At 32.0% G+C, this 22,916-nt stretch carries 20 protein-coding genes; 14 read left to right on the top strand and 6 right to left on the bottom strand.

Annotated elements, in window-relative coordinates:
* The first annotated feature begins 3 nt into the window (after window positions 1–3).
* Window positions 4–306 carry a hypothetical protein gene (locus tag DG435_RS11145; protein ID WP_024772239.1) on the top strand — a complete coding sequence of 101 codons (303 nt, stop codon included), beginning with the start codon at window positions 4–6 and terminating at the stop codon, window positions 304–306.
* Window positions 306–2,399, top strand: coding sequence for a PepSY domain-containing protein (locus DG435_RS11140; RefSeq protein ID WP_106794037.1), 2,094 nt, complete (start codon window positions 306–308; stop codon window positions 2,397–2,399). The genes DG435_RS11145 and DG435_RS11140 overlap by 1 nt, the downstream gene beginning before the upstream one ends.
* Before the next feature lie 78 nt (window positions 2,400–2,477).
* Here DG435_RS11140 and DG435_RS11135 read toward each other — a convergent pair whose 3' ends face one another.
* Together DG435_RS11135 and DG435_RS11130 are read right to left on the bottom strand one after the other, a co-directional pair.
* A complete protein-coding gene (locus DG435_RS11135) occupies window positions 2,478–3,410 on the bottom strand; it encodes a PD40 domain-containing protein (RefSeq protein ID WP_106794036.1) in 933 nt (310 codons plus the stop codon).
* A gap of 13 nt (window positions 3,411–3,423) precedes the next feature.
* A complete protein-coding gene (locus DG435_RS11130; RefSeq protein ID WP_106794035.1) occupies window positions 3,424–4,101 on the bottom strand; it encodes a hypothetical protein in 678 nt (225 codons plus the stop codon).
* A gap of 263 nt (window positions 4,102–4,364) precedes the next feature.
* Here DG435_RS11130 and DG435_RS11125 point away from each other — a divergent pair, with 263 nt between their 5' ends.
* Window positions 4,365–5,465 (top strand): DUF2911 domain-containing protein, encoded by a 1,101-nt coding sequence (locus DG435_RS11125; protein ID WP_159025692.1) that lies wholly within the window; start codon window positions 4,365–4,367, stop codon window positions 5,463–5,465.
* A 47-nt stretch (window positions 5,466–5,512) separates the two neighbouring features.
* On the opposite strand, the gene DG435_RS11120 is transcribed toward DG435_RS11125, so the two are convergent.
* A complete protein-coding gene (locus DG435_RS11120; protein WP_159025691.1) occupies window positions 5,513–5,884 on the bottom strand; it encodes a hypothetical protein in 372 nt (123 codons plus the stop codon).
* Between the two features lie 168 nt (window positions 5,885–6,052).
* Between DG435_RS11120 and DG435_RS11115 the strand changes: the two genes are divergently transcribed.
* From DG435_RS11115 to DG435_RS11095, 5 genes are all read left to right on the top strand, one after another.
* Window positions 6,053–7,156, top strand: a complete 1,104-nt coding sequence (locus tag DG435_RS11115) for a sensor histidine kinase (RefSeq protein ID WP_106794032.1) — start codon at window positions 6,053–6,055, stop codon at window positions 7,154–7,156.
* Window positions 7,157–7,158: 2 nt separating this feature from the next.
* Window positions 7,159–7,926 (top strand): LytTR family DNA-binding domain-containing protein, encoded by a 768-nt coding sequence (locus tag DG435_RS11110; protein ID WP_106794031.1) that lies wholly within the window; start codon window positions 7,159–7,161, stop codon window positions 7,924–7,926.
* 110 nt (window positions 7,927–8,036) lie between these two features.
* Window positions 8,037–8,486, top strand: a complete 450-nt coding sequence (gene nrdG, locus DG435_RS11105) for an anaerobic ribonucleoside-triphosphate reductase activating protein (RefSeq protein WP_106794030.1) — start codon at window positions 8,037–8,039, stop codon at window positions 8,484–8,486.
* Between the two features lie 6 nt (window positions 8,487–8,492).
* Complete coding sequence (gene nrdD / locus DG435_RS11100) at window positions 8,493–10,349, top strand: anaerobic ribonucleoside-triphosphate reductase (RefSeq protein ID WP_106794029.1); 1,857 nt, start codon at window positions 8,493–8,495, stop codon at window positions 10,347–10,349.
* A 162-nt stretch (window positions 10,350–10,511) separates the two neighbouring features.
* On the top strand, window positions 10,512–12,305 hold the full coding sequence (locus tag DG435_RS11095; RefSeq protein ID WP_108840606.1) for a hypothetical protein: 1,794 nt from the start codon (window positions 10,512–10,514) through the stop codon (window positions 12,303–12,305).
* A 20-nt stretch (window positions 12,306–12,325) separates the two neighbouring features.
* Here DG435_RS11095 and DG435_RS11090 read toward each other — a convergent pair whose 3' ends face one another.
* Window positions 12,326–12,775, bottom strand: coding sequence for an Rrf2 family transcriptional regulator (locus DG435_RS11090; RefSeq protein ID WP_024772234.1), 450 nt, complete (start codon window positions 12,773–12,775; stop codon window positions 12,326–12,328).
* Window positions 12,776–12,877: 102 nt separating this feature from the next.
* On the opposite strand from DG435_RS11090, the gene DG435_RS11085 reads away from it, so the two are divergent.
* The 6 genes from DG435_RS11085 to DG435_RS11060 all read left to right on the top strand — a co-directional run bounded on the left by DG435_RS11085 (window position 12,878) and on the right by DG435_RS11060 (window position 19,791).
* Entirely contained in the window at window positions 12,878–13,252 is a 375-nt protein-coding gene (locus DG435_RS11085) for a hypothetical protein (RefSeq protein WP_106794028.1), read from the top strand.
* 260 nt (window positions 13,253–13,512) lie between these two features.
* On the top strand, window positions 13,513–15,579 hold the full coding sequence (locus DG435_RS11080; protein WP_234387151.1) for a TonB-dependent receptor: 2,067 nt from the start codon (window positions 13,513–13,515) through the stop codon (window positions 15,577–15,579).
* Between the two features lie 25 nt (window positions 15,580–15,604).
* A complete protein-coding gene (locus DG435_RS11075) occupies window positions 15,605–16,453 on the top strand; it encodes a hypothetical protein (protein ID WP_106794060.1) in 849 nt (282 codons plus the stop codon).
* A gap of 161 nt (window positions 16,454–16,614) precedes the next feature.
* A complete protein-coding gene (gene nadA / locus DG435_RS11070; protein WP_106794026.1) occupies window positions 16,615–17,559 on the top strand; it encodes a quinolinate synthase NadA in 945 nt (314 codons plus the stop codon).
* Between the two features lie 7 nt (window positions 17,560–17,566).
* Window positions 17,567–19,156: an L-aspartate oxidase gene (gene nadB / locus DG435_RS11065; protein ID WP_106794059.1), complete on the top strand. Its 1,590-nt coding sequence runs from the start codon at window positions 17,567–17,569 to the stop codon at window positions 19,154–19,156.
* 11 nt (window positions 19,157–19,167) lie between these two features.
* On the top strand, window positions 19,168–19,791 hold the full coding sequence (locus DG435_RS11060) for a thioredoxin family protein (RefSeq protein ID WP_106794025.1): 624 nt from the start codon (window positions 19,168–19,170) through the stop codon (window positions 19,789–19,791).
* A 65-nt stretch (window positions 19,792–19,856) separates the two neighbouring features.
* Here the strand turns inward: DG435_RS11060 and ric are convergent, their stop codons facing one another.
* Entirely contained in the window at window positions 19,857–20,612 is a 756-nt protein-coding gene (gene ric / locus DG435_RS11055; RefSeq protein ID WP_106794024.1) for an iron-sulfur cluster repair di-iron protein, read from the bottom strand.
* A gap of 11 nt (window positions 20,613–20,623) precedes the next feature.
* The gene (locus DG435_RS11050; RefSeq protein WP_106794023.1) at window positions 20,624–22,867 is read right to left on the bottom strand and encodes a nitric-oxide reductase large subunit; all 2,244 of its coding nucleotides are present in this window, start codon (window positions 22,865–22,867) and stop codon (window positions 20,624–20,626) included.
* Window positions 22,868–22,916: the final 49 nt, after the last annotated feature.

Here is a 22,916-nt window from a genome sequence, read left to right as displayed (position 1 = left end):
ATTATGCCAGCAAATCCAAAATATTTAGATAAATCTCCCTGGCAACAATTTGCTAAAATTTCTGCAGGAATTTTAGGAGGTTATATCATTTCTGCATTATTACATATGTGTTTACCGCTTTGGTTGCCTAATCCACAAGAAATTTTAATTACCTCAATATTTACTTTGTTTATCGTATGGTGTGCGCTTTTAATTGTTCCTTTTTTATTTAAAAATGGATGGAAAGCTTGGTTGCTATATATATTAATAGCCATAGTATTGTTTGGGATATATTATTTAGGAAATCAAAATAACCCTTTTGTATAATGAGTAAGAGAAATCATAATATATTCTTTAATACACATACTGTAAGTGGTATAGTGATTAGTGTTACTTTGTACATCATATTTTTTGCAGGAGCATTTGCTTTATTTAAAGAAGAAATTGCGATATGGGAAGAAGGAAAATCCATAGGTCATGTTGAAAGAAGTGATATTGATTATGATAGAATATTAAAAACGCTGGATGATCAATATCAATTAACCGGTAGAGATTTACAGCTTAATTTAGGAGAAGATCGTGACCATATTTATGTTTTTATGGGAGCGAGTAAAGACTCGTTGGCATCAGAAAAAGGAAAACAGTCTAATTATTTCTATGTTGATATTAATTCTATCGATACCAAAACGTATCCAGAGCAATATAGTTTGGGAGAGTTTTTATATCGATTACATTTTTTTGCACAACTACCCTCAATTGGTATATATCTAGCTGGTTTTGTAGCATTATTTTTCTTATTTGCTATAGTTACCGGGGTTATTGTTCATTGGAAAAAAATCATCCCTAATTTTTATACGTTCAATCCAAAATCAGTTTTAAAACGTGTTTGGGTAGACGCTCACACTGCTCTTGGAGTAATAGGATTACCCTTTCAGTTTATTTTTGCTGTTACCGGTGCCTATTTTTGCTTAAGTATTTTGGTATTACTTCCCGCTAATACCTTATATAATAATAATCAGACCAAACTGATGGAGGATTTACGTCCCGAACGAAAAACGTACGAGTGGATTGCTAGAGCAGAAAAAGAAATCCCCAGTTTTAATGCCTTTTCGAAAAAAACGACAAATAATCAGACCGATTTTCACCTAACAAGAGGTATTATAAAAAACTATGGTGGCACCAATATGAAATATGTTTTAATTGGTGAATATGAAGATAATAAACGTTTTATTGGCACGGGTCGCACTGTTCTTGATGTCTTCTCGGGAAAAATAGAAGAACAGAAAAACCCCGATAAAACAGTTTACTCTGAAGATTTTCAACGTACTATAAGTCGATTACATTTTGGAGATTATGGTGGAATCCCAATGAAAATGATCTATTTTATTTTAGCAATGATAACGTGCTTTGTTATCATTACAGGAGTTTTAATTTGGATTGAGGCTCGCAATAAAAAGAGCATGACAATTAGCCAAAGATTATATACTGCTAGAGTAGGTCATATTTACTTAGCTATTTGTTTGTCAATGCTTCCTGTAACTGCGTTAGCATTTTTATTTGTAAAATTTTCGAATGGCTATTTTGAAGATAAGCAAACCACGATCTATTACTTTTATTTTATGCTATGGTTGATCGCTATTTTCTTTTTTCGATTTAAGAGAGATAATTATGCAACCAATAAATATAGTTTATTACTTGGAGCCATTTTTGGATTTCTGATCCCAATTAGTAACGGAATTATATCAGGAAATTGGATATGGAACACTTTTAATCAGCATCAATTTGAAATTTTATTGATCGATGTTCTGTGGATTATAATTGCTTCAATTTCACTTGTTTTTTATTTTAAGATACAACCACAAGTTAAAGCACAAAGTAGCTTTGATAAAAATCAGATAGATTATAAAAATATTTCGGTTTTAAAAGCTGAAGAAATAAAAAAAGCTAAAGCAAAACAGAATAATAGCAATGATATGGAAGCTAGTAAATTAGAAATAAAAAACGAAAATCATAATTCGATAACCATGAGAACAAAAATTATCATATTGTGGATATTTATTATCCTTGGATTTATATTTCACCACATTTATGGATTAGCTAATGTGTTTTTTAAAGAATCAGTATTTATTGAAGGTTCAACAGGAGAAACACCTTTTTGGGCACATCAGTGGCGTATTTTAATGGAAGGATTGGCCTTCTTATTTGCAGTAATGACTGTGCAAGTATCTAAAAAATGGTTTCGATGGATTTCATTTATTTGGGGAATTATTGTAGCCTTATTTAATGTATATCATGTTATTGAAGCTATCATGCATGAAGAAGCTAATTATTCTGAAATTTTTATATTGCTCTTGATGGCGGTTGCAAGCATCTTTTTGGTTATAAATTTGAATAAGTGGAAAAATATTCAAATAACATAAATTGTTCCTTAAGTTATAGAAATAACAAACGTTGGTGACTAGAAATAGAAAAAGCCTGGATTTTCATCCAGGCTTTTTCTATTCCCGAATTCCTGAATGTAATATAGCCCAAACAGGAGTATACTCAGAGCTTGAAGAATTTGTAATTTGTTTTAAGTCATTCCCACCAATTTTGATAGTAAATAAATCGAAATTATCGCTTGTTATATTAGTGAAAACTATGGTTGAACTGTCGGGAGACCAAGATGATTTAAATCTCCAATACATATTACGATCCTTATAATAGTTATAACTGTTGTATTTACTTTGTAGTGTATTGGTTAGATTAATTTGATTTGAACCAGTAGTATCCATTCTGTATAGATCTAAATACCCATTTCTATCCGAAAAAAAAGCAATATACTTCCCGTCGGGAGATACCGAAGGCGCAAAATCATTTCCAGAAATATTTTTAGTCAAATTTGTAACTTTTTTACTTTTTAAAGTAATACTGTAGATATCGTTCGATCCATTTTTATCACTATAGAAAATTATACACTCACCATTTACCGACCACACAGGAATTCTATTTTCTTTACCCATAGTATTAGTAAGTATGGTTTCGTTTTTTCCGTTTTTATCGGCTATAAAAATATGAGTGTCTCTTCCTACGTTTTTTTCATAAACGATCATATCTCCTTTTGGAGAAAATACACCATTGGTGTAGTAGTTTGACGAATGACTGATTTTTTTTGTAGAGGTAGTAGTAAGATCATGGATAGCCAATTTCCAACCACCATAACGATAGGTGTTAAAAAGAATTGTTTTTCCGTCTGGTGAAATATCGGGATTATATTCTCCCATCCCAGATGAATAAGGAATAACTACTTTTTCACTAGAACCGTTTGGATCTATACTTAATATAGACCACCCTCTATCATTGTTTAGTTTTCTGGCAAAAAGAATTTTGGATTGCGAATATCCTCCAATAGCTATTAAGCAGAAAAGAAAGGTTGTTTTAAGCAAATTCATTGATTTTAATTCTCTATTTCTTAGTTAACAAGTTATCTAATTCTTCAACATAAGTGTCGATTATTTTATACTGTACATCTATATTCAAACTCTTTAATTTTTTAACTATATTTTGCTTTATCTGCAGTGCATTTTTATCTTTTTTAGTGTAAAACAATCGTATTGGGATTTTTAGTTTAGTCAATAGATCGTACTCTTTGTTATTATAATGCTCCCAATAATTACTAGATAATAGAGTAAGAGAGGCTGGGGGAGATTCTAAGACAGTGATATATGTTTGTGCAGGAATACAACCATCTTTATACCCTATAAAATGAATCTTTTGATGTTTTACTTTATAGTTTTTCTTTACGAATTTTAAAAAGTCGTTGAAACCATGATGAATTGGATGACTTATCCAATCTGGTTGGCCAATAGGAACTTTTGGTACAATAATTATAAAATCATAATTTTTGTGATTCATCCATAGGTTATTTACCGACCAAATCGCTTGATCTTTTTTAGCATCAACTGCAGCAAATGCTACTGCTGTATTATATGTTTTGTTGTTATCATAACCTTCGGGAAGTAGTACCGTATACTCAAATGTAATACCGTTAAATGCTTTATATCTTTTAAATCCCTTCGCTTGCGCTGATAAAAAACTTGTATTTACAAAAAGGGCTACTATGAATATTAAAAATGATTTCATTTTATGTTTTTAAGGGTGTCTAAATCTTATATCTCAACAAAATTATAGAAGATGTACTTTTTAAAAAACCAATTTGTGACAGATGGTTGATGATGTGACGATTGGTTAATTTGGATCATTTTTTTATGCTGTATAAAGCAAGTTGTCACAAAGTTAACAGTCTGCCACAATCTTCTTTCTAAGAGCATACTCCTGTGATAATTTTACATCCATAAATAAATTATAAAATCATATTTAGAATGTTAAACGGTAAATCTATCAACATGAAAACATTAAAGATTAATCTGTGGCTTGTCACTGTTTTACTATTGACAACTTACAGTTACGCACAGGCTGTGGTAACTACTCCTAAGCGAAGTCCAAGAGCCGAGTTTAGTCAAACTTTTGGTATAACAAAAGTTACTATTGAGTATGGAGCACCAAAAGTAAAAGTAGCAAGAGGAGACAGAACGGGTAAAGTTTGGGGTCAACTAGTACCTTTTGGATTGCAAAAAATAAATTTTGCTGGTAAAGGAGAAATCCCATGGAGAGCAGGAGCTGATGAGAACACTACTATTACTTTTAGCACGGATGTTAAAGTAGAAGGTAAAGATTTAAAAACAGGAACGTATGGTTTGCATATGATCATTAAGGATGAGAAAAATGCTACAGTGATCTTTTCTAAAAACACGAGTTCATGGGGGAGTTTTTGGTATACTCCGAATGAAGATGTTTTACGAGTGGATGTAGTAATGAGGGACAATGCATTTCATGATGTGTTGAATTATAGTGCTACCAAATTAGATACCAAACAAGCCGAATTTTCTTTAAGTTGGGAACATAAACAAATCCCCTTTAATGTTAGTGCAGATACACCAGTATTAGTAACCGACAATCTAAAAGATGAATTGAGAGGACAATTTGGTTTTGGGTGGAAAGGTAAATTCCAGGGAGCTCAATACCTTACAAGAGTAAATCATGAACCAGAATTGGCATTACAATGGATAAACGAATCTATTGGAGTGCAGAAAATGTTTCAAAATTTAAGCTTAAAAGCTAATATCCTATTTCAACAAGGAAAAACAAAAGAAGCAATGCCTTTTTTGGATGAAGCTGCAGATATGGCAAATAATAATCAATTAAATGGATTAGGGTATTTACTTATGACTAATAAGCAGTTGGATAAAGCAATATCTTATTTTGAATTAAATGTAAAACGAAACCCTAAAGATGCAAATGTACATAACAGTTTAGGTGAGGCATATAAAACTAAAGGTCAAAATAAAGAAGCACTTAAAATGTTTAAAAAATCAAACACATTAAATCCTCCAAAATTTGTAAAAGATAGTAATGATCAATTTATTAAAGAATTACAAGGGAAATAATTAAATACTAAAGAACCCGATTTGTTAGAGATTGATTGATAACAGGGTTATTTAGAGTAGCCGGCAGAAATAATATCTTTTTTGATATCATATTCTTTATTAGCATAGCATAATTTAGAATATCCAATTGAGATCTTATCTGCTGGCTTTATAGTATATGCTCTTACCATTTCATTTGTTGGATTACCAGGGAAATTAAATGAAGCTTTTACAGCCAAATCAATAGTTTTATCAGTAGTATTTAATACATACATAGCATCACCACATTTGTTAGCTTCCTTTTCAATTTTTAAAAAGGAAATTGCCTCTTGACCATACAAATCACCATGTGCATCAAAACCACCATTATTGTTATCGTATAATAAATGGTAAATTTCTATATAGGTTAATTCACTAATATTTTTTGAGTTAGAATTCACTGAAGTATTTTTTTCATTCTTGCAGCTATGAAATAGTATTAAGAAAGAACATAAAAAAAAGAAAACTTTTAATTTCATAAAGCGGTAATTTCTATTAAACAAATTTTTATAATAATATATAACTACTTTTAAAAGGAATTTCTAATAACAAATGTATAATTTTTAATTTTGACGTTTCGTTTTTTAAATCATAAAAACCTTCCTATATCTATAAAAAAGATAGTTTTAGCCGCATTGGCCGTAAGCCTGTTTTTTATTTTAAAAGCGTATACAAATCATTTGATTAATCAATTCAATTATCCGTTTAGTTGGATATTAATTTCTTTAAAAATAAGTATAGCTTACTTACTATGGGTAGTTTTGATTCCGCTTGTATATTCTCTGGTAAAAATGCTACAAGATAATAGTACAACTGTTCTATATAAGATTTTAATGTTTACAACTGGTTGTGTTGTACTAGCTGTTTTTCATCAAATTTTGAGTTCACGAATAAATGATTTTATAAATTACCTTAATAATGGTTATATGAAATCTTTTTTTGGCCGTAATAGTATAACAGTACTTGTTGTAGGAAGTTTCTCAAGTTTTATAGAGTTACTTGTGATTATTGCTTCTTTTTTAGCTTTGGATTATCAAAAAAAATATATACGAAATCAAAAAGAATTAATTGCAGCACAGTTAAATGCATTACGAATGCAATTGCAACCACATTTTTTGTTTAATACTTTACATTCTATAGCTGCGATGATAGATATTGATACAAAAAATGCACAGAAAATGTTAAGTAAACTTGGTGGTTTATTACGTAATGTATTAGAATACGATGCAGAACAAATGGTAACGGTTGCCGATGAATTAAACTTTATTAAAAATTATTTAGATTTAGAACAAGTTCGTTATCAAGACAGAGTAACAATAGATTATGATATCCCCGATGATGTTTTGGATATAAAAATTCCGAATATGATTTTTCAACCTTTAGTAGAAAATGCTGTAAAATACGGGATAATACCAACTATTGATGATGGTAAAATAGACATTACAATTAAGCAAGAACGTTGTAAAACGCTACAAGAAAATGCTTTGGTTTTGCAAATTACAAATACATATAATTCTAAAAGTACTATGGAGAAGCCAATAGGCACAGGAGTAGGATTAGTGAATATTAGAAAAAGATTACAACAATTTTATCAAAACCGTTTTGTGTTCACTTCACACTTTCAAACTAAAGAATTATATGTCGCAAGGATCACAGTACCAATTATTACATAGTTATGAGATTACGATACATGATTATAGATGATGAATATCTAGCCAGGCAGCGTTTAATTAAGTTGCTAGAAAATTTTAAAGATATTTTACTGGTTGGAGAATGTAGAAATGGAAATGAGGCGATAGAAAAAATTACATTAAAAGAACCCGATTTAATCTTTTTAGATATACAAATGCCAGATATGAATGGGTTCAATGTTATTTCTCGATTGCAACATAAGCCTTATGTGATATTTACTACAGCATATGATACTTATGCTTTAAAGGCCTTTGAGATAAATGCCGTTGATTATCTTTTGAAACCGTTTGATGAAGAACGACTGCATATTACTTTAGATAGAGTTTTTGAACTTAAAAAAAGAAAAAAAGCATCAAACTTAGAAGATAAGATTAAAAAACTGATCAGTAATTATGAATCTAAACCTTCTGATTTTTTAAATGAGATTATAATCAATGAAAAAGGCAGAGATGTAGGTATTAGCATAGATGATATCATCTATTTTAAAAGTGATGGCAATTATGTACAAATTATTACGCAAGATAAAACGTATCTGTACAGAATAACGATGAATGCTTTGTTTGATAGCCTGGATACATTTCAGTTTTTAAGAATTCATCGCTCTTTAATAGTAAATAAAGTATATATAAAGTCTTGTAGATATACGAGTAATAATGAATATCAATTAAGACTAAAAAACAATAAAGAACTTATTTCTTCAAGATCATACAAGTCTTCAATTTCTGATTACTTATCGACTTTAGAAACATAATTTTTCTTCCTGTTAATAACATTTTTAATAACTCATTTTTATTAATCTAAAAGGAGGAGTTTCTATTCTTATTTTTATAAAAGATAAAAAGGTCTTTTAATAGTGTAATAATGAATTTTTATGATTTTCATATAGTGCTTCAGGAAGTACCAGGGGAAATAAGTATATGTTTTAGTATTTCAGGATGTCCTTTAAGGTGTAAAGGATGTCATTCGCCTTTTTTATGGAAAAAAGGGAGTGGTGAAAAATTAACTAAAAAAAAATACAAAGATATACTCGATAGGTATTCTGGATTTGCCACCTGTGTCGTTTTTATGGGAGGAGAATGGCACAAGAAGGAATTGATAACCTATTTGAAATATGCTAAAAATAAAGGATATAATACCTGCCTTTATACAGGGTTAGAAAAAGTGAATGATAAAATCTTATCCCAATTAACTTGGATTAAAACAGGAAGATGGAATCAATCTTTAGGAGGACTAAATAGCGAAACCACCAATCAAGAATTTATAGAAGTAAAAACCAATAAGCGACTTAATTACTTATTTATTAAAAATTAAAAACTCATGATACGACTTTCAGATGATCAAATAGCAAATAAAATTGATTTTATAACCCATTACTTGGATTCTACAAATGCAGCAGATGGATCCAAAGTAGATGCTAATGCCAATGTGACTTCAAAAAACATTGCAACGATGGAGGCAGAGTTAAATAAAGACATTAATATACAAGTAAACAGAGCATTGGTAAAACAAAAAATAGCTACTCTGTATGGCAATGATCTAGCTGAAGAATACACCAGACAGATAGAATCACATGAGATTTATGTACACGATGAGACTTCACTAAAACCATATTGCGTTTCTATAAGTATGTACCCATTCTTATTAGACGGACTCACAAAATTAGGAGGTGAAAGTAAAGCTCCAAAACATCTGGAGAGTTATTGTGGTGAGTTTGTTAACCTTGTCTTTGCAGTAAGTTCGCAGTTTGCCGGAGCATTAGCTACCGTAGAGTTCTTGATGTATTTTGATTATTTTGCTGTTAAAGATCTTGGAGAAGATTATTTACAGACCCATGAAAAACGTATTGCAAATCATTTACAACATGTAGTTTATGCGGTTAATCAACCCGCTGCCGCAAGAGGTTATCAATCTGTATTCTGGAATATTTCTCTATACGATGAAGCCTATTTTAATAGTATGTTTGGAGATTTTGTATTTCCCGATATGACCAAACCAAAATGGGAAAGTGTAAAAAAGTTACAAGAATTCTTCATGAAATGGTTTAATAAGGAACGAAAAAGAGCTGTACTTACTTTTCCTGTAGTTACTGCCGCAATGCTTGTAAAAAATAATGCTCCTGTCGATAGAGAATTTACCGAAATGTGTGCACAAGAATTAAGTGAAGGAAACTCTTTTTTTATTTACCAATCCGAAAATGCAGATAGCTTAGCATCTTGTTGTCGTTTACGAAATGAAATTAGTGATAATACCTTTAGTTATTCTTTAGGTGCAGGAGGGGTAGCAACAGGGTCTATAAATGTAATCACTCTTAACATGAACCGGTTGGTTCAAAAAAAGGCTGATATTGTTGAAGAAGTACAAAAGATTCATAAATATCAGGTTGCTTACAGAAAACTTATAGACGAATATAATGAAGCGGGATTATTGCCTGTTTATCAAGCAGGCTTTATAGCATTAGATAAACAATTTTTAACAGTAGGGATTAATGGTATGGTAGAAGCTGCCGAGAGCCAGGGAATCGAAGCAAGCAATAACACTACATATAAGAATTTTGTGAATACCTATCTAAAAGCAATTTATCAAGAAAATAGAGCAGCAAAAGAAAAATATGGATTCATGTTTAACACAGAGTTTGTTCCTGCTGAAAATCTGGGGATAAAAAATGCAAAATGGGATAAGGAAGATGGATTATTTGTGCCTAGAGATTGCTATAACTCATATTTCTATGCAGTCGAAGATAATAAAGTAAATTCTCTGGATAAAATAATGTTACATGGTAAAGAGATTATACAATATTTGGATGGTGGCTCAGCACTTCATCTTAACCTTGAAGAGACTCCCAACAAAGACGGATTTATAAAACTAATTCATGCAACAGCTGCTGCAGGATGTAACTATTTCTGTTTTAATATAAGAATTACAATATGCAATGAATGCTCACATATAGATAAGCGCACTTTGTTTGTATGCAATGACTGTGGTTCTCATAATGTAGATCATGCCACTCGGGTAATAGGATATTTAAAACGAGTATCTAATTTTAGTTCTGATCGACAAAGTGAACATCAATTAAGACATTATCATACGCAACATGCGAAACCTAATTTAGTAAATAAAAGAATTGAAGTTTTGACAGAAAAACAACCAGAATATGAAATTGATCGACATGCTTAAAACATAGAAGTTATTAAAACATGATAATTGTCATATTTAGTTCTGATTCCATTAGTGATTTTTGACAGATACATATGTATTAGGTTTTAAAAAAATAGTGCCAATTTGATGCTATAGTTCTAATACATATTGATTAACCGATACAAAACTTAATTCGTTATAATGAAACTACATTCATTTCATATTCCCGTAATGGGAATAGGCTTTACTATTGATACTCCATTAAAAGTTTCTCATCTGGGAATAGATTCTGTGATTTCATTGGTTGATGATATTCTATTAGAAAAACTAAGAAAGATGTATTGTGATACATTCGAAATGCCATATAATGAAATCACAGAAAGTATAGAAGATTTTAGAGCTAAGAGGATTACTTCTTATCTTAATTTGATGAATGATCTGGCAGAAAAAAAGTTTAATCAACTTAAAAATATTACAACAGAGTGTAGTAATGAATTGAAGCAATATTTCAATATTTTACCAGATACTTCAATACTAAAGCAGCGATTTAAAGGATTAGCATCCAATGATTTCAATTTTAAAGGAATTAAGGATTTAATAGAAGCCAATTTATCGATGGGCAGTATTGATGTAAATATCATGACCAAAGTAGATAAAGAAAATTATCAAAAAAAAGAGAAACTATCTTCTAAGTATAATGATGCTCACGCAGCACTTAGAGGATATGCTAATAGCGAATTATCTTCATCCGTAATACTTTCTGCTGGGATGAACCCCAGACTGTATAGTTATATGGAAGAGTTTGAGGATTTTTACCCAAACCAGAACGGAGAAATTAAAAAGAAGATAGTTTTAAAAGTAAGTGATTATAGATCTGCTCTGATACAAGGAAAATTTTTAGCCAAAAAAGGATTATGGGTTTCAGAATATAGAATTGAATCCGGACTTAATTGCGGAGGTCATGCATTTGCAACAGATGGATATCTTATGGGGCCAATATTGGCTCAGTTTAGAGATCAGAAAGAAGAATTGATTTCTGAAATACATAAAATTATAGCAGAGGTATGGTCTCGTAAAAACCGAAATGTTCCGCAATCTCCTCTACCTGTTAAAATCACTGCCCAGGGTGGGGTGGGTACAGCAGAAGAACATCAGTTTTTATTAGAACATTACAAGGTAGATTCAGTAGGGTGGGGAACCCCATTTCTTTTGGTGCCAGAAGCAACAACAGTCGATAATAGTACATTAGATAAATTAGTAAAAGCCAAAGAAGATGATTTATATCTAAGTGATATCTCTCCTTTAGGAATACCATTTAATAGTTTAAAAGGAAATACAAAAGATCAGGAAAAGCTAACTTTAGTAGAAAAAAACAGGCCAGGTAGTTCATGTCCTAAAAAATTTGTCGCTCTAAATAAAGAATTTACTGAAAAAGGAATATGTACAGCATCACGACAATATCAGCATATAAAAATTAAGGAGCTGGATAAAAAGGAACTTTCTCAGGAAGATTATCAAAGAGAATTTGATCAAATCACAGAAAAATCATGCACCTGTGTTGGTCTGGGAACTTCTGCATTACTAAAATATAACTTAGATACTAAAGTTGAAGGAGAAGGAGTTTCGATATGTCCTGGGCCAAATATGGCTTATTTCTCTAAAATTATGAGTTTAAAAGAAATAACAAGTCATATTTATGGAGAATCTGATGAAGTTGTGCGAACAGATCGTCCTAACATGTTTATAAAAGAACTAAACATTTATATTGATTTTTTAAAGGATAAGCTTGAAGAAACAAAGCATTCTATAAATGATAAACAGAAAAAATATTTGTCAGTATTTGTGAAAAATCTAAAAGAAGGAGTTTCTTATTATGAAAACATTTTTGGAGGTATAAAAATAGCTTTTGAAAATTCTAAATCTCAAATTTTAAACGATTTGGATAATAGCAAAACGACTTTAAACCAAATAAACTCAGAAATTGATGATTTGTAAATGATATCTAGGTAAAGCTATTATTTTAGATCAAATCCTTTTAAAGAAATTACGGTTCCTTCTACTTCAATTTCTTCAACAAGTTTAGAAATCGTTTTATCTCTAAATTCATTTAATATTTTTTTCTTAAACGGTGATACAGTAGAATGTACAGGACATGGATTTTTATCGCTGCATTTTGATAGTCCTAAAAAACATTTATCAAATTTATGAGTACCATCGATGCAACAGATAACATCCCAAACTGATTTCTCTTTATTTTTTTTATCCAGAAAAAAACCACCTCCAGGACCTTTAGTAGAGGAAACCAGCTTATTAGAGGTTAATTGCCTTAATAATTTGGCCAAAAAAGGTTGAGGCGTCTCTAATTCTTCGGCAATTTTTTTTACTCCTATTTTATGAGTCTCATCAGAGTGTATTGCTAAATAAAGTATTGCTCTTATAGCGTATTTACAAGCGTTAGATAGCATAATAGCTTTTTTTTTAGATCAAATATAATAAAAAAGATCGTTTTGTCTTTTTTGTGACTTTTATCATATTTTCCTTACTGTAATAGGGGCTATATTTGCCGCATGAAAAGTACGGTAATTCTATTCGTTGCTATCCTGATGCTTATCAAGCCTCTTTGGCCTGTAGGAGAGTATATCATGAATTATGATTACATCGTAAAAAACCTCTGTATAAATAAAGATAGGCCTAGATTAAAGTGTGATGGTAAATGTTATTTAAAAAAACAATTAGCCAAAGAATCCGACTCAGAAAATAATCCATTCAAAGACAAAAAATCTAAGAATGAGATTCAACATATTGTTTTTTTTCAACTATTACTTGATTTTGATTTAAAAAATGAGCCAGAAAATACAGTTGAGAACAATTATAAAACTACACAAGAAATAATTTCCAAATTACTTATTACAGATATTTCTCCACCTCCAGAGTTTGGATAATTCAATATGAACTTATTTAAGCTTTTTGTTTTAAGCGAAAATTTAAGATTTTTTGCCATAATGAATCCTTTTTTGAGAAGCATAGCCATATAGTTACGTTACGAAAAAAAGTCAAAATTAAGGTGAATAAGAAAAATTTGCAGCAAAAAGTAAAAGCTTAAATGAGTTCTATAAATGTATTTGTTTTGAAGGTATGATATACCTCAAATACATGTGCATAAACTTATTTATATGTTGAATTATTTATAAAATATATTCTAATGAAAACTAGTATTGGTGTGACCTCTTTGTATAGGGTTTTGAGGGCACCGTTTAAAAGGGTAAATATGCTATGGTATATCCTGCTTTTTCTAATTACCCCCTGTTGGGTTAATGCCCAGGAAGAAATCCTAAACAAAGAGCCAGATACTATTATGCCGATCAATTTGGAAGAAGTGATTTTGATATCTGCCAGAAAAGAATTGGATTATCAAAAACAACCCAAACCATTATCGTCGTTAGATGAATATCTGGAGCTTTCACAAAAAGTGGGTATGATAAAACGAGGAGCCTATGCTTGGGAACCTGCACTAAATAATATGACATCAGAAAGACTTTCTGTTACTATTGATGGGATGCGAATCTTTGGTGCATGTACAGATAAAATGGATCCTATTACCTCTTATGTAGATGTATCCAATCTTGCTAAAGCCCATGTTGCATCGGGACAACAAGGATCAGAATATGGAAACTGTATAGGAGGCGCAATAGATCTGGAGTTAGATAAAAGCAATTTTAGAGAAACAGGATTCAAAGCAAGTTTAGAAGATGGATTCGAAACCAATAACCAATTAGTGGTTCTGGGGGCAGAAGCCAATTATTCAAATTCTGATTTTTATGTAGATGGAGATATCATTTATCGCAAAGCGGAAAACTATACCGCAGGAAATGGAGAAGAAATCAATTTTTCTCAATATACAAAGTATAATGTTTCTGTAAACGGAGGATATAAGATTGATAAAAACAAGGCACTTACAGCAACTGCTATTTATGATGAAGCACGAGATGTAGGTTATCCTGCATTACCCATGGATGTTTCTTTGGCACGTGCAATTATTACATCTATAAGTTTTGAACAAAATACTATAGGTGTATTTAGCGATTGGAAGTCTAAAGTGTACTTTAATAAAGTTACTCATGTGATGGATGATTCTCAAAGACCAGATGTACCTATTCGAATGGATATGCCGGGATGGAGTGATACATATGGGTTTTTCTCTGAAGTGAATTTGAAAACCAAAAAACAACACTTTTTGATGAAATGGGACGGGTTTTACAATACCTCTCTTGCAGAAATGACAATGTACCCTAATAACCCCAATGAGAACCCTATGTTTATGCTTACTTGGCCCGATGTACGAACTTGGAATACAGGTTTATATGCTGAAGATAAAATTAGCTTTAAAAAAAGTTCTTTAAAATTATCTGCGAGATTAGCAGTACAAAACAATAATGTAGCTGATGATTTTGGACTTAACAGTCTCAGAATCTTTTATCCAGATATGGAAGAATCCAAAACACGTTTTCTTAAAAGTGCTTCGCTGCAATATCATAAACATTTAGAACCTATTCACATCAATGCTGGACTGTCTTATGGAGAACGAGCACCATCAGTATCAGAAGGATATGGATTTTATCTTTTTAACAGTTTTGATAATCACGATTATATTGGTGACCCTAACTTAAAAAATGAACAATCTATAGAGGCTAATGCTAAAATTTCGTTAGAAAAATCTAAATTAAAAATTGCTCTGGAAGGAAATATTTTTCGAATGCCTAATTACATTATTGGTGAGGTAAATGAATCGCTTAGTACTATGACAATTGGTGCTGATGGAGTAAAAATATATGAAAATCTAGAGTATGCTGATTTGATTAATGTGTCTTTGAGTACAGAATACAAAATCATCCCAGAACTTGGATGGTCTGCTTCGGTATCCTACCATCAGGGAAAAGATGATACCAATCGCAATTTGCCTTTTATAAGTCCAGTGTCTTATCGATCAGGTATTCAATATAATAAGAATAGTTTTTCTGGATCAATTACAATGAAAGGTGCAGGAGATCAAACAAATTTTAATCCCGAATTTGGCGAAGATAAAACATTGGCCTACATCATTTTTTCTCTAACTCTGGGAAAAACCTTTTACCTAAATAACGATGTGGTATATGCCAAGGCAGGGGTAGAAAATATTTTTGATGAATACTATTCAACGTATACAGATTGGAAAAATGTTCCTCGAATGGGGCGTAATTTCTTCATCACATTTTCATACAAAATCAATTAAAAAAAACATAATTAAAAATAAACAAATGAAAACCATAAAATTAATTTTTACAGTAATCATACTTTCAACCATTTTTGTCTCATGTAGTTCTGATGATGACGAAATGATAGTAAATCCTATGGAAGGATTTAACCTGGTAACTTCTTTTGATGCTAACAATCATTCTATAGAATTGTATTCTAAGAAGAACGATTTTAGCATTGGGTATAATGAGGTGTACATACGTATTAAAGATATAGCGACAAAAAACTATGTTTCTCAATCCGAAATTTCTTGGATGCCTATGATGCATATGACACAAATGGAGCACTCTTGTCCAAAATCTACCTTGACTGTTACTGATGACAAGACGGTTTCTAAAGGGTTCTTGGTTTTTCAAATGCCAGGGAATACAGATGAATACTGGGATCTTACCATTACCTATAAAATTAGTGGAGAAGAATTCACAACAAAGAAAACCATAGATGTAATATCACCGGTAGATGGTAAACAAAAAGTAAATACATTTATGGGTAGTGATGGTACTCGTTATATTTTGACTATGACCGGGCCAGTAGATCCAAAAGTTGCAGTAAATGATTTTAGTGCGATGCTTTTTAAAATGGAAAATATGATGACTTTTTCTGTAGTAGAAAACTATAAAATTACAGTAGACCCTCGAATGCCTAGTATGGGTAATCATAGCTCGCCAAATAATGAAGATTTGAGCTATGATGGCACATCAAAAATGTACAATGGAAAATTATCACTAACCATGACAGGATATTGGAAAATTAACTTGAAATTATTAAACGAATCTCAAGAAGTACTAAAAGGAGAAGACGTTACTACGGATAACCTTGAAAGCAGTTTATTTTTTGAAATTGAGTTTTAAACCTCTCTTTTCTTTTGATGAAAGGCCACTCGAAAGAGAGGCCTTTTTTATGATGTATAAATGAGCTGTATGATAAAATAAGATAAAAAAGACTTTTTTATCTTTAATTATGACTTTTGTCATAGTATTCATATTCAAAGACCTCTATTTTTCGCGACGTAATGAATAGTATTGTAAAAGTGGAGTTAAAAGAAAAAATAAACAAAATAAAGGAAGAAAAAAATGCCGTAATCCTTGCACATTATTATCAACGGCCAGAAATACAAGAGGTTGCTGATTATGTTGGAGATAGTTTAGGATTATCCCAAAAAGCAGCAGAAATTGATGCAGATATTATTGTCTTTGCAGGTGTGCACTTTATGGCAGAGACTGCAAAAATCCTTAACCCTGCAAAAAAAGTGGTTTTACCAGATTTAACCGCCGGGTGCTCATTAGCAGATTCGTGCCCTCCCAATGCATTTGGTTCTTTTGTAGCATCACACCCTGATCATATTGTAATTACTTATATCAATTGTTCGGCAGAAATTAAAGCAATGAGTGATTTGGTTTGCACTTCTTCTAATGCTCTTAAAATTGTGGAATCGATACCAAAGGATACACCTATCATTTTTGCCCCAGATAAGAACCTAGGTAAATACATCATAAAACAAACAGGTAGAGATATGTTACTTTGGGATGGTAGTTGTATAGTACATGAAGCTTTCTGTATCGACAAATTACTAGATTTATATCAAAATAATCCAGGGTCGGTAATTATAGCTCATCCAGAATCTGAAGAGCATATTTTAAAAACTGCAAAATATGTAGGATCTACTGCAGGGATGATAAATTATGTCAAAGAACACCCTAAAGAGAAGTTCATAGTAGCAACTGAAGCAGGTATTTTACACGAAATGAAAAAGAAGGTTCCCGATACAATCTTGATTCCTGCTCCTGCCGAAGAGGATAATACGTGCGCTTGTAGTGAGTGTGGCTATATGAAAGTAAACACACTTCAGAAATTATATGATTGTCTTCATAATGAAACCCCAGAAATAAATGTCATAGAGGATATAAGAAAAAAAGCATTAACTCCTATTGTACGAATGTTAGAACTTTCTAAATAAAAGGATGATGATGTCAGTAGACTATTTAGTAATCGGTTCTGGTGCAGCCGGGTTAACTTTTGCGGTTAAAGTAGCAGAAAAATTTGAAGATAAAAGAGTTTGCATAATAACGAAGGCAGATGATGATGAATCTAATACGAAATATGCTCAAGGAGGGGTAGCGGTAGTATTAGATGCTAAAGAAGATTCTTTTCAAAAACATATACAAGATACTTTGGTTGCAGGTGACGGTTTGTGCGATCCCGAAATTGTTAAAATGGTCGTTAAAGAAGGCCCCAAAAGACTTAATGATTTAATTCAATGGGGAGCTAATTTTGATTTAGATTATAACGGGAACTTAGATCTAGGTAAAGAAGGAGGGCATTCAGAATACCGTATTGTTCATCATAAAGATATTACAGGTCGCGAAATAGAAACAGCATTACTAACTCGTATTCATCAATTGCCTAACGTTAGTATATTAAGTCATCATTTTGCAATTGATCTGATTACAGAACATCAATTGCAAATACAAAGTCATGAAAATATTTCTTGTTATGGGGCTTATGCTCTGAATCAAAAAACTGGAGAAATAAAAACGATAAAAGCCGCAGTAACATTGTTAGCAACAGGAGGTATTGGTAAAGTATACGGTCATACTACTAACCCTGTTATAGCAACAGGTGATGGAATTGCAATGGCATACAGAGCAAAAGCAAGAATTGAAGATATGGAATTTGTTCAGTTTCACCCAACAGCATTATACGAGGATAAAGATGGGCAATCGTTCTTAATATCTGAAGCAGTAAGAGGTTTTGGAGCATATCTACGAAATAAGAATGGACATAGGTTTATGTTAGATTATGACTCAAGAGGAGAACTTGCTTCTCGAGATATAGTTTCAAAAAGTATAGATAATGAACTTAAAAAATCTGGAGATTCTTGTGTTTATTTGGACTGTACCCATCTTCAGGTAGAGGATTTTAGAAAACATTTTCCCACAATTTATAAAAAATGCACAGCTAATCATATTAACATAGAAAAAGATTGGATTCCGGTAGTTCCTGCATCTCATTATTTATGTGGTGGTATTGAAGTTGACAAAAATGGAATGACATCTATTCAGAATTTATTTGCCTGTGGAGAATGTTCCAGAACAGGTTTACATGGAGCAAACAGGTTAGCTTCAAACTCCTTGTTAGAAGCTTTAGTGTATGCCCATAACAGTTACAAATACCTATGTTCTAATGCTGTACAATCGGTTTCAATATCTATTCCTAATTGGAATGATCAGGGAACTCATGTCAATAAAGAACACATCATCATAAAGCATAATACCAGGCAATTACAGGCCTTGATGAGAGATTATGTAGGTATTGTACGTAGTAACCACCGTTTGATGAAAGCTAAAGAACATTTAGACTTAATGTATAGAGAAGTAGAAGAGCTTTATAGAGATTCGAAGGTAAATACAGCATTATGTGAATTACGAAACATGATTAATATTGCGCACTTGATTATAGGGCAATCTTTAGAAAGAAAAGAAAATAAAGGAGGATATTTTAACATAGATAATAATAGTGCTTCTCCAGAAATTTTAGAAATACAGAACCCCTAATATATTATGATATGACGAATGAAATAATTAAAAAAAGTATAGCCAAAGGGATTTCCTATACAGCATATGTTGAACTAATAAATAGTCTTGTTGAAGAAGAAAGTACAACAGGAGTAGAACAGCTTAAGCAACGTATAGATTTTACCAAATTAAATGCAAGCCGAATGCGAAGACTCGATAAAACTCTTACGATTCCAGAGCAAGCCAAACAAGTTTTTCGAGATATGAAAGAAAAGCAAACCTGGCTTGTTCTTATAGAAAGTTGGTGTGCTGATGGAGCACAGACCATTCCTGTTTTAAATAAAATAGCAAAAGAAGTACCCGCTATTGACTTAAGAGTCTTGTTGCGCGATGATAATCCTGAGTTTATGGATCTTTTTTTAACAAACGGAACACGCTCTATACCTAAACTAATAATAGCCGATAATGATGGTAATGTATTAAATACATGGGGCCCAAGATCAACAATAGCCACAAATATGGTCATGGCTTACAAAGAAAAAAATAAAAAAATAGATGACTCTTTTAAAAAAGAATTACAAATCTGGTATAATAAAAATAAGGGAGAAGCTATTGTTGATGATCTTGTAAAAATGGCTGAAGACTCACTTACGTTAGAAAAAGATTTTGATTAATAGGTCCTGTTTACATATAAAAAACTTCCGAAAAATCTTTTCTCGGAAGTTTTTTATTAATGGTATTAATCTTCTACAAAGGGACAAGCCTTAGCCCCTTCTACAATCTTCTTTTCCATCTCTATTGCTTTTGGAAATAAAATATTATTCTCTAGATGGATATGTAAATGTAAATCCTTTTCAAATTCTTCTAACATTGAAAAAGTAACATTATATGTATTACAAGCATCTTCGGGAGGAGTATAATTATTTGATAATCCTGAAATTTTACGAAACCGTACTCCTTCGTTATCGTGTTCCTGCATCATCATCGAAATAGGATTCTCTACAGTTCCAAAATGTGGAGGTTGCACGTTATGATTTTGTTCCAGGTTTTTCACCATTTTTCTAACAAAAGGAAATAGTATAATTTCCTCTTTTTTCATATGTTGTGCAAGTTCACCAGAGGCTTCACTAAATAAAGTATGAATTTCTAATAACTCTGGATGGCGCCCTCCATGTACTTTGCAGAGTTTTTCTAAATACTGACGTAGTATCGGGATCTTTTCCTCTACATAACGGTGATGTTTCTTTTCTATATAATCTGCTAATAGATCAAGTGGCCAGGATTGATAATCAATAGTAACATCATCTTTTTGGGTTAAAACGTCGTTCAAATTCTCTAGAAGGGTTTCAACTTCAATTCCGTTTTTGTTGCAAACCTCTTCCAATGTTCTATCTCCTCTACAGCAAAAATCAATTCCATATTTTGAAAAAACGGTAGCAGTTCGATAATCCTTTGCAACGAATTGCCCTACCTTGGTTTTTATTAATGTTTCCATAATTTATTTATTTAAAATTGTTTTATTTTATTTTTTAATGTTAAGTCAAACACAAACCAGCAAGTAGTTACTATACCAATTGCAAAAATGATATCACCAATAGATCGTAGCCACTTTAAAATAATCATTGTAGGGTGTTGCATTAGTTCTGCAGAACGGGCATACCACATTCCATGATCCATACTTTCAAGTGCTTGCCATATACCTATTGGTAATAAGCTTAGCAGGGCCATTGCCAATAATCCTATATTTAAGGACCAAAAAGTAATTTTTAGTAATTTTTGATTCCAGAGGATGTCTCTGTATAAGCTTCTTAAAACAAAGAGCATTAAGCCTATTCCCAGCATACCATAAACTCCAAACATAGCTGTATGTGCATGAAGTGGTGTTGTATTAAGCCCTTGAACATAATACAAAGCAATTGGTGGGTTTATGATAAAACCAAAAATTCCTGCTCCAAGAAAATTCCAGAAGGCTACTGCTATCATAAAATAGATTGGCCACTTATAATCCTCAAGCCAACGTGTTGCTTTAGATAGTTTATAATTATGATATGCTTCATATCCAATAAGGGTAAGAGGAACAACTTCTAAAGCACTAAATGTAGCACCTAGAGCCATTATAGCAGTAGGAGTTCCAGAAAAATAAAGGTGATGAAAAGTACCCAAAATACCACCAGACATAAATATAATAGTAGCAAATAATACATTGTGAATAGCGGTTTTAGTTTTCAATAATCCTAGTCTTACAAATAGGAAAGCGATAACTACAGTGGCAAAAACTTCAAAAAAGCCTTCTACCCAAAGATGTACAACCCACCATCTCCAATATTCAGCAATCGCTAGATTTGTCTGTCTGCCCCACATTAATCCAGCACCATAGAACATGGCTATTGCAGTACAGGATATTAAAAACATGATGATGAGGTTTTTTTCTTCGGTTTTTCTCTTCAATACGGGTAGTAGTGGGCGAACCATTAAAGCCAGCCATAGAAATAATCCAATAAGTAGAAAAATTTGCCAGAATCTACCTAAGTCAACATATTCATATCCTTGATGTCCAAACCAGAAGTTCTCTATCAGATCGAGCTTTTGCATTACTCCCATCCATTGACCAAACATTGAACCTACTACAATAATCAAAAGGGCAATAAATAGAAAATTAACACCAAATACTTGAAATTTCGGATCTTTACCAGACACTGCTGGCGCAATGTATAATCCTGTTGCTAACCAAGCCGTTGCAATCCAGAAGATGGCTAATTGAGTATGCCAGGTACGGGTAACAGAATATGGAAGGATTTCATCCAAAGGTATCCCGTAAAACCCATTTCCTTCTACACCGTAGTGAGCAGTAACAATACCTAATAACATCTGAACGACCATTAAAAGGCTTACAGCCCAAAAGTATTTTTTAACTAATCGCATAGAAGGTGTCATACCTTGTTTTAATAATGGATCTTCTGATGGAGGAGGAGCATCTTCGTCTTCACCGGATTTAACATGATAGAAGACTAATACACCAATACATAAAATCAATAAAATAATACTTACTCCCGACCAGGTGTATAGGCTTGTAGTTGGGACGTTACCAACTAACTCATCTGCAGGCCAATTGTGAGTATATGAAATTACATCCTCGGGTCTTTCTGTAACGGTAGCCCAGGTAGCCCAAAAGAAAAAAGCATTCATTTTTTGCATTCGCTCTTCACTTTTAATAGTGTTTTTAGGAATTGCATAGTCTGATCGTAATTGATCAAACTTTGGATCATCGGTAAATAGATCTTTATAATAATTACTTAAATGATGTATAGCTTCAACTCTTTCTTTTGAAATAGAAATTGTATTGCTGACCTTATCATAAGTGTTAGTTCTTAGATCCTTTTGCAATCGTATTTTTAAGGCAGCCTGCTGCTCATCATTAATTTCATCATAACTTTTGTTGAAATCCGATTTTGCATATTTATTTAAGATAAACAGAGCTTCGCGATGTAACCAATCTGCTGTCCAGTCGGGCGCAACATAGGCCCCATGCCCCCAGATCGACCCGACCTCTTGACCACCAATGCTTTGCCAAATATTTTGGCCTTCCTTAATCGCTTTACCAGTGAAAACAACTTTGTTATCAGATGAAATAATCTTATTAGGTATGGGAGGAGATTGTTGATAAATCTCGTACCCATAATAACCTAATACGCCAAAGGAGAGCAGTATCACTGCTGTAAATCCTAGCCATAGTTTTCGTTCTTTATTCATTTTTTAGATATTGAAAAATTAATTCGGACAATTTTGTCCTGTTTAAGAG

The organism is Aquimarina sp. Aq78 (assembly GCF_900299525.1).
Classification (GTDB): Bacteria; Bacteroidota; Bacteroidia; order Flavobacteriales; family Flavobacteriaceae; genus Aquimarina.
The sequence above is the reverse complement of the archived record's forward strand: the minus strand, read 5'-3'. Positions and strand labels throughout refer to the sequence as shown.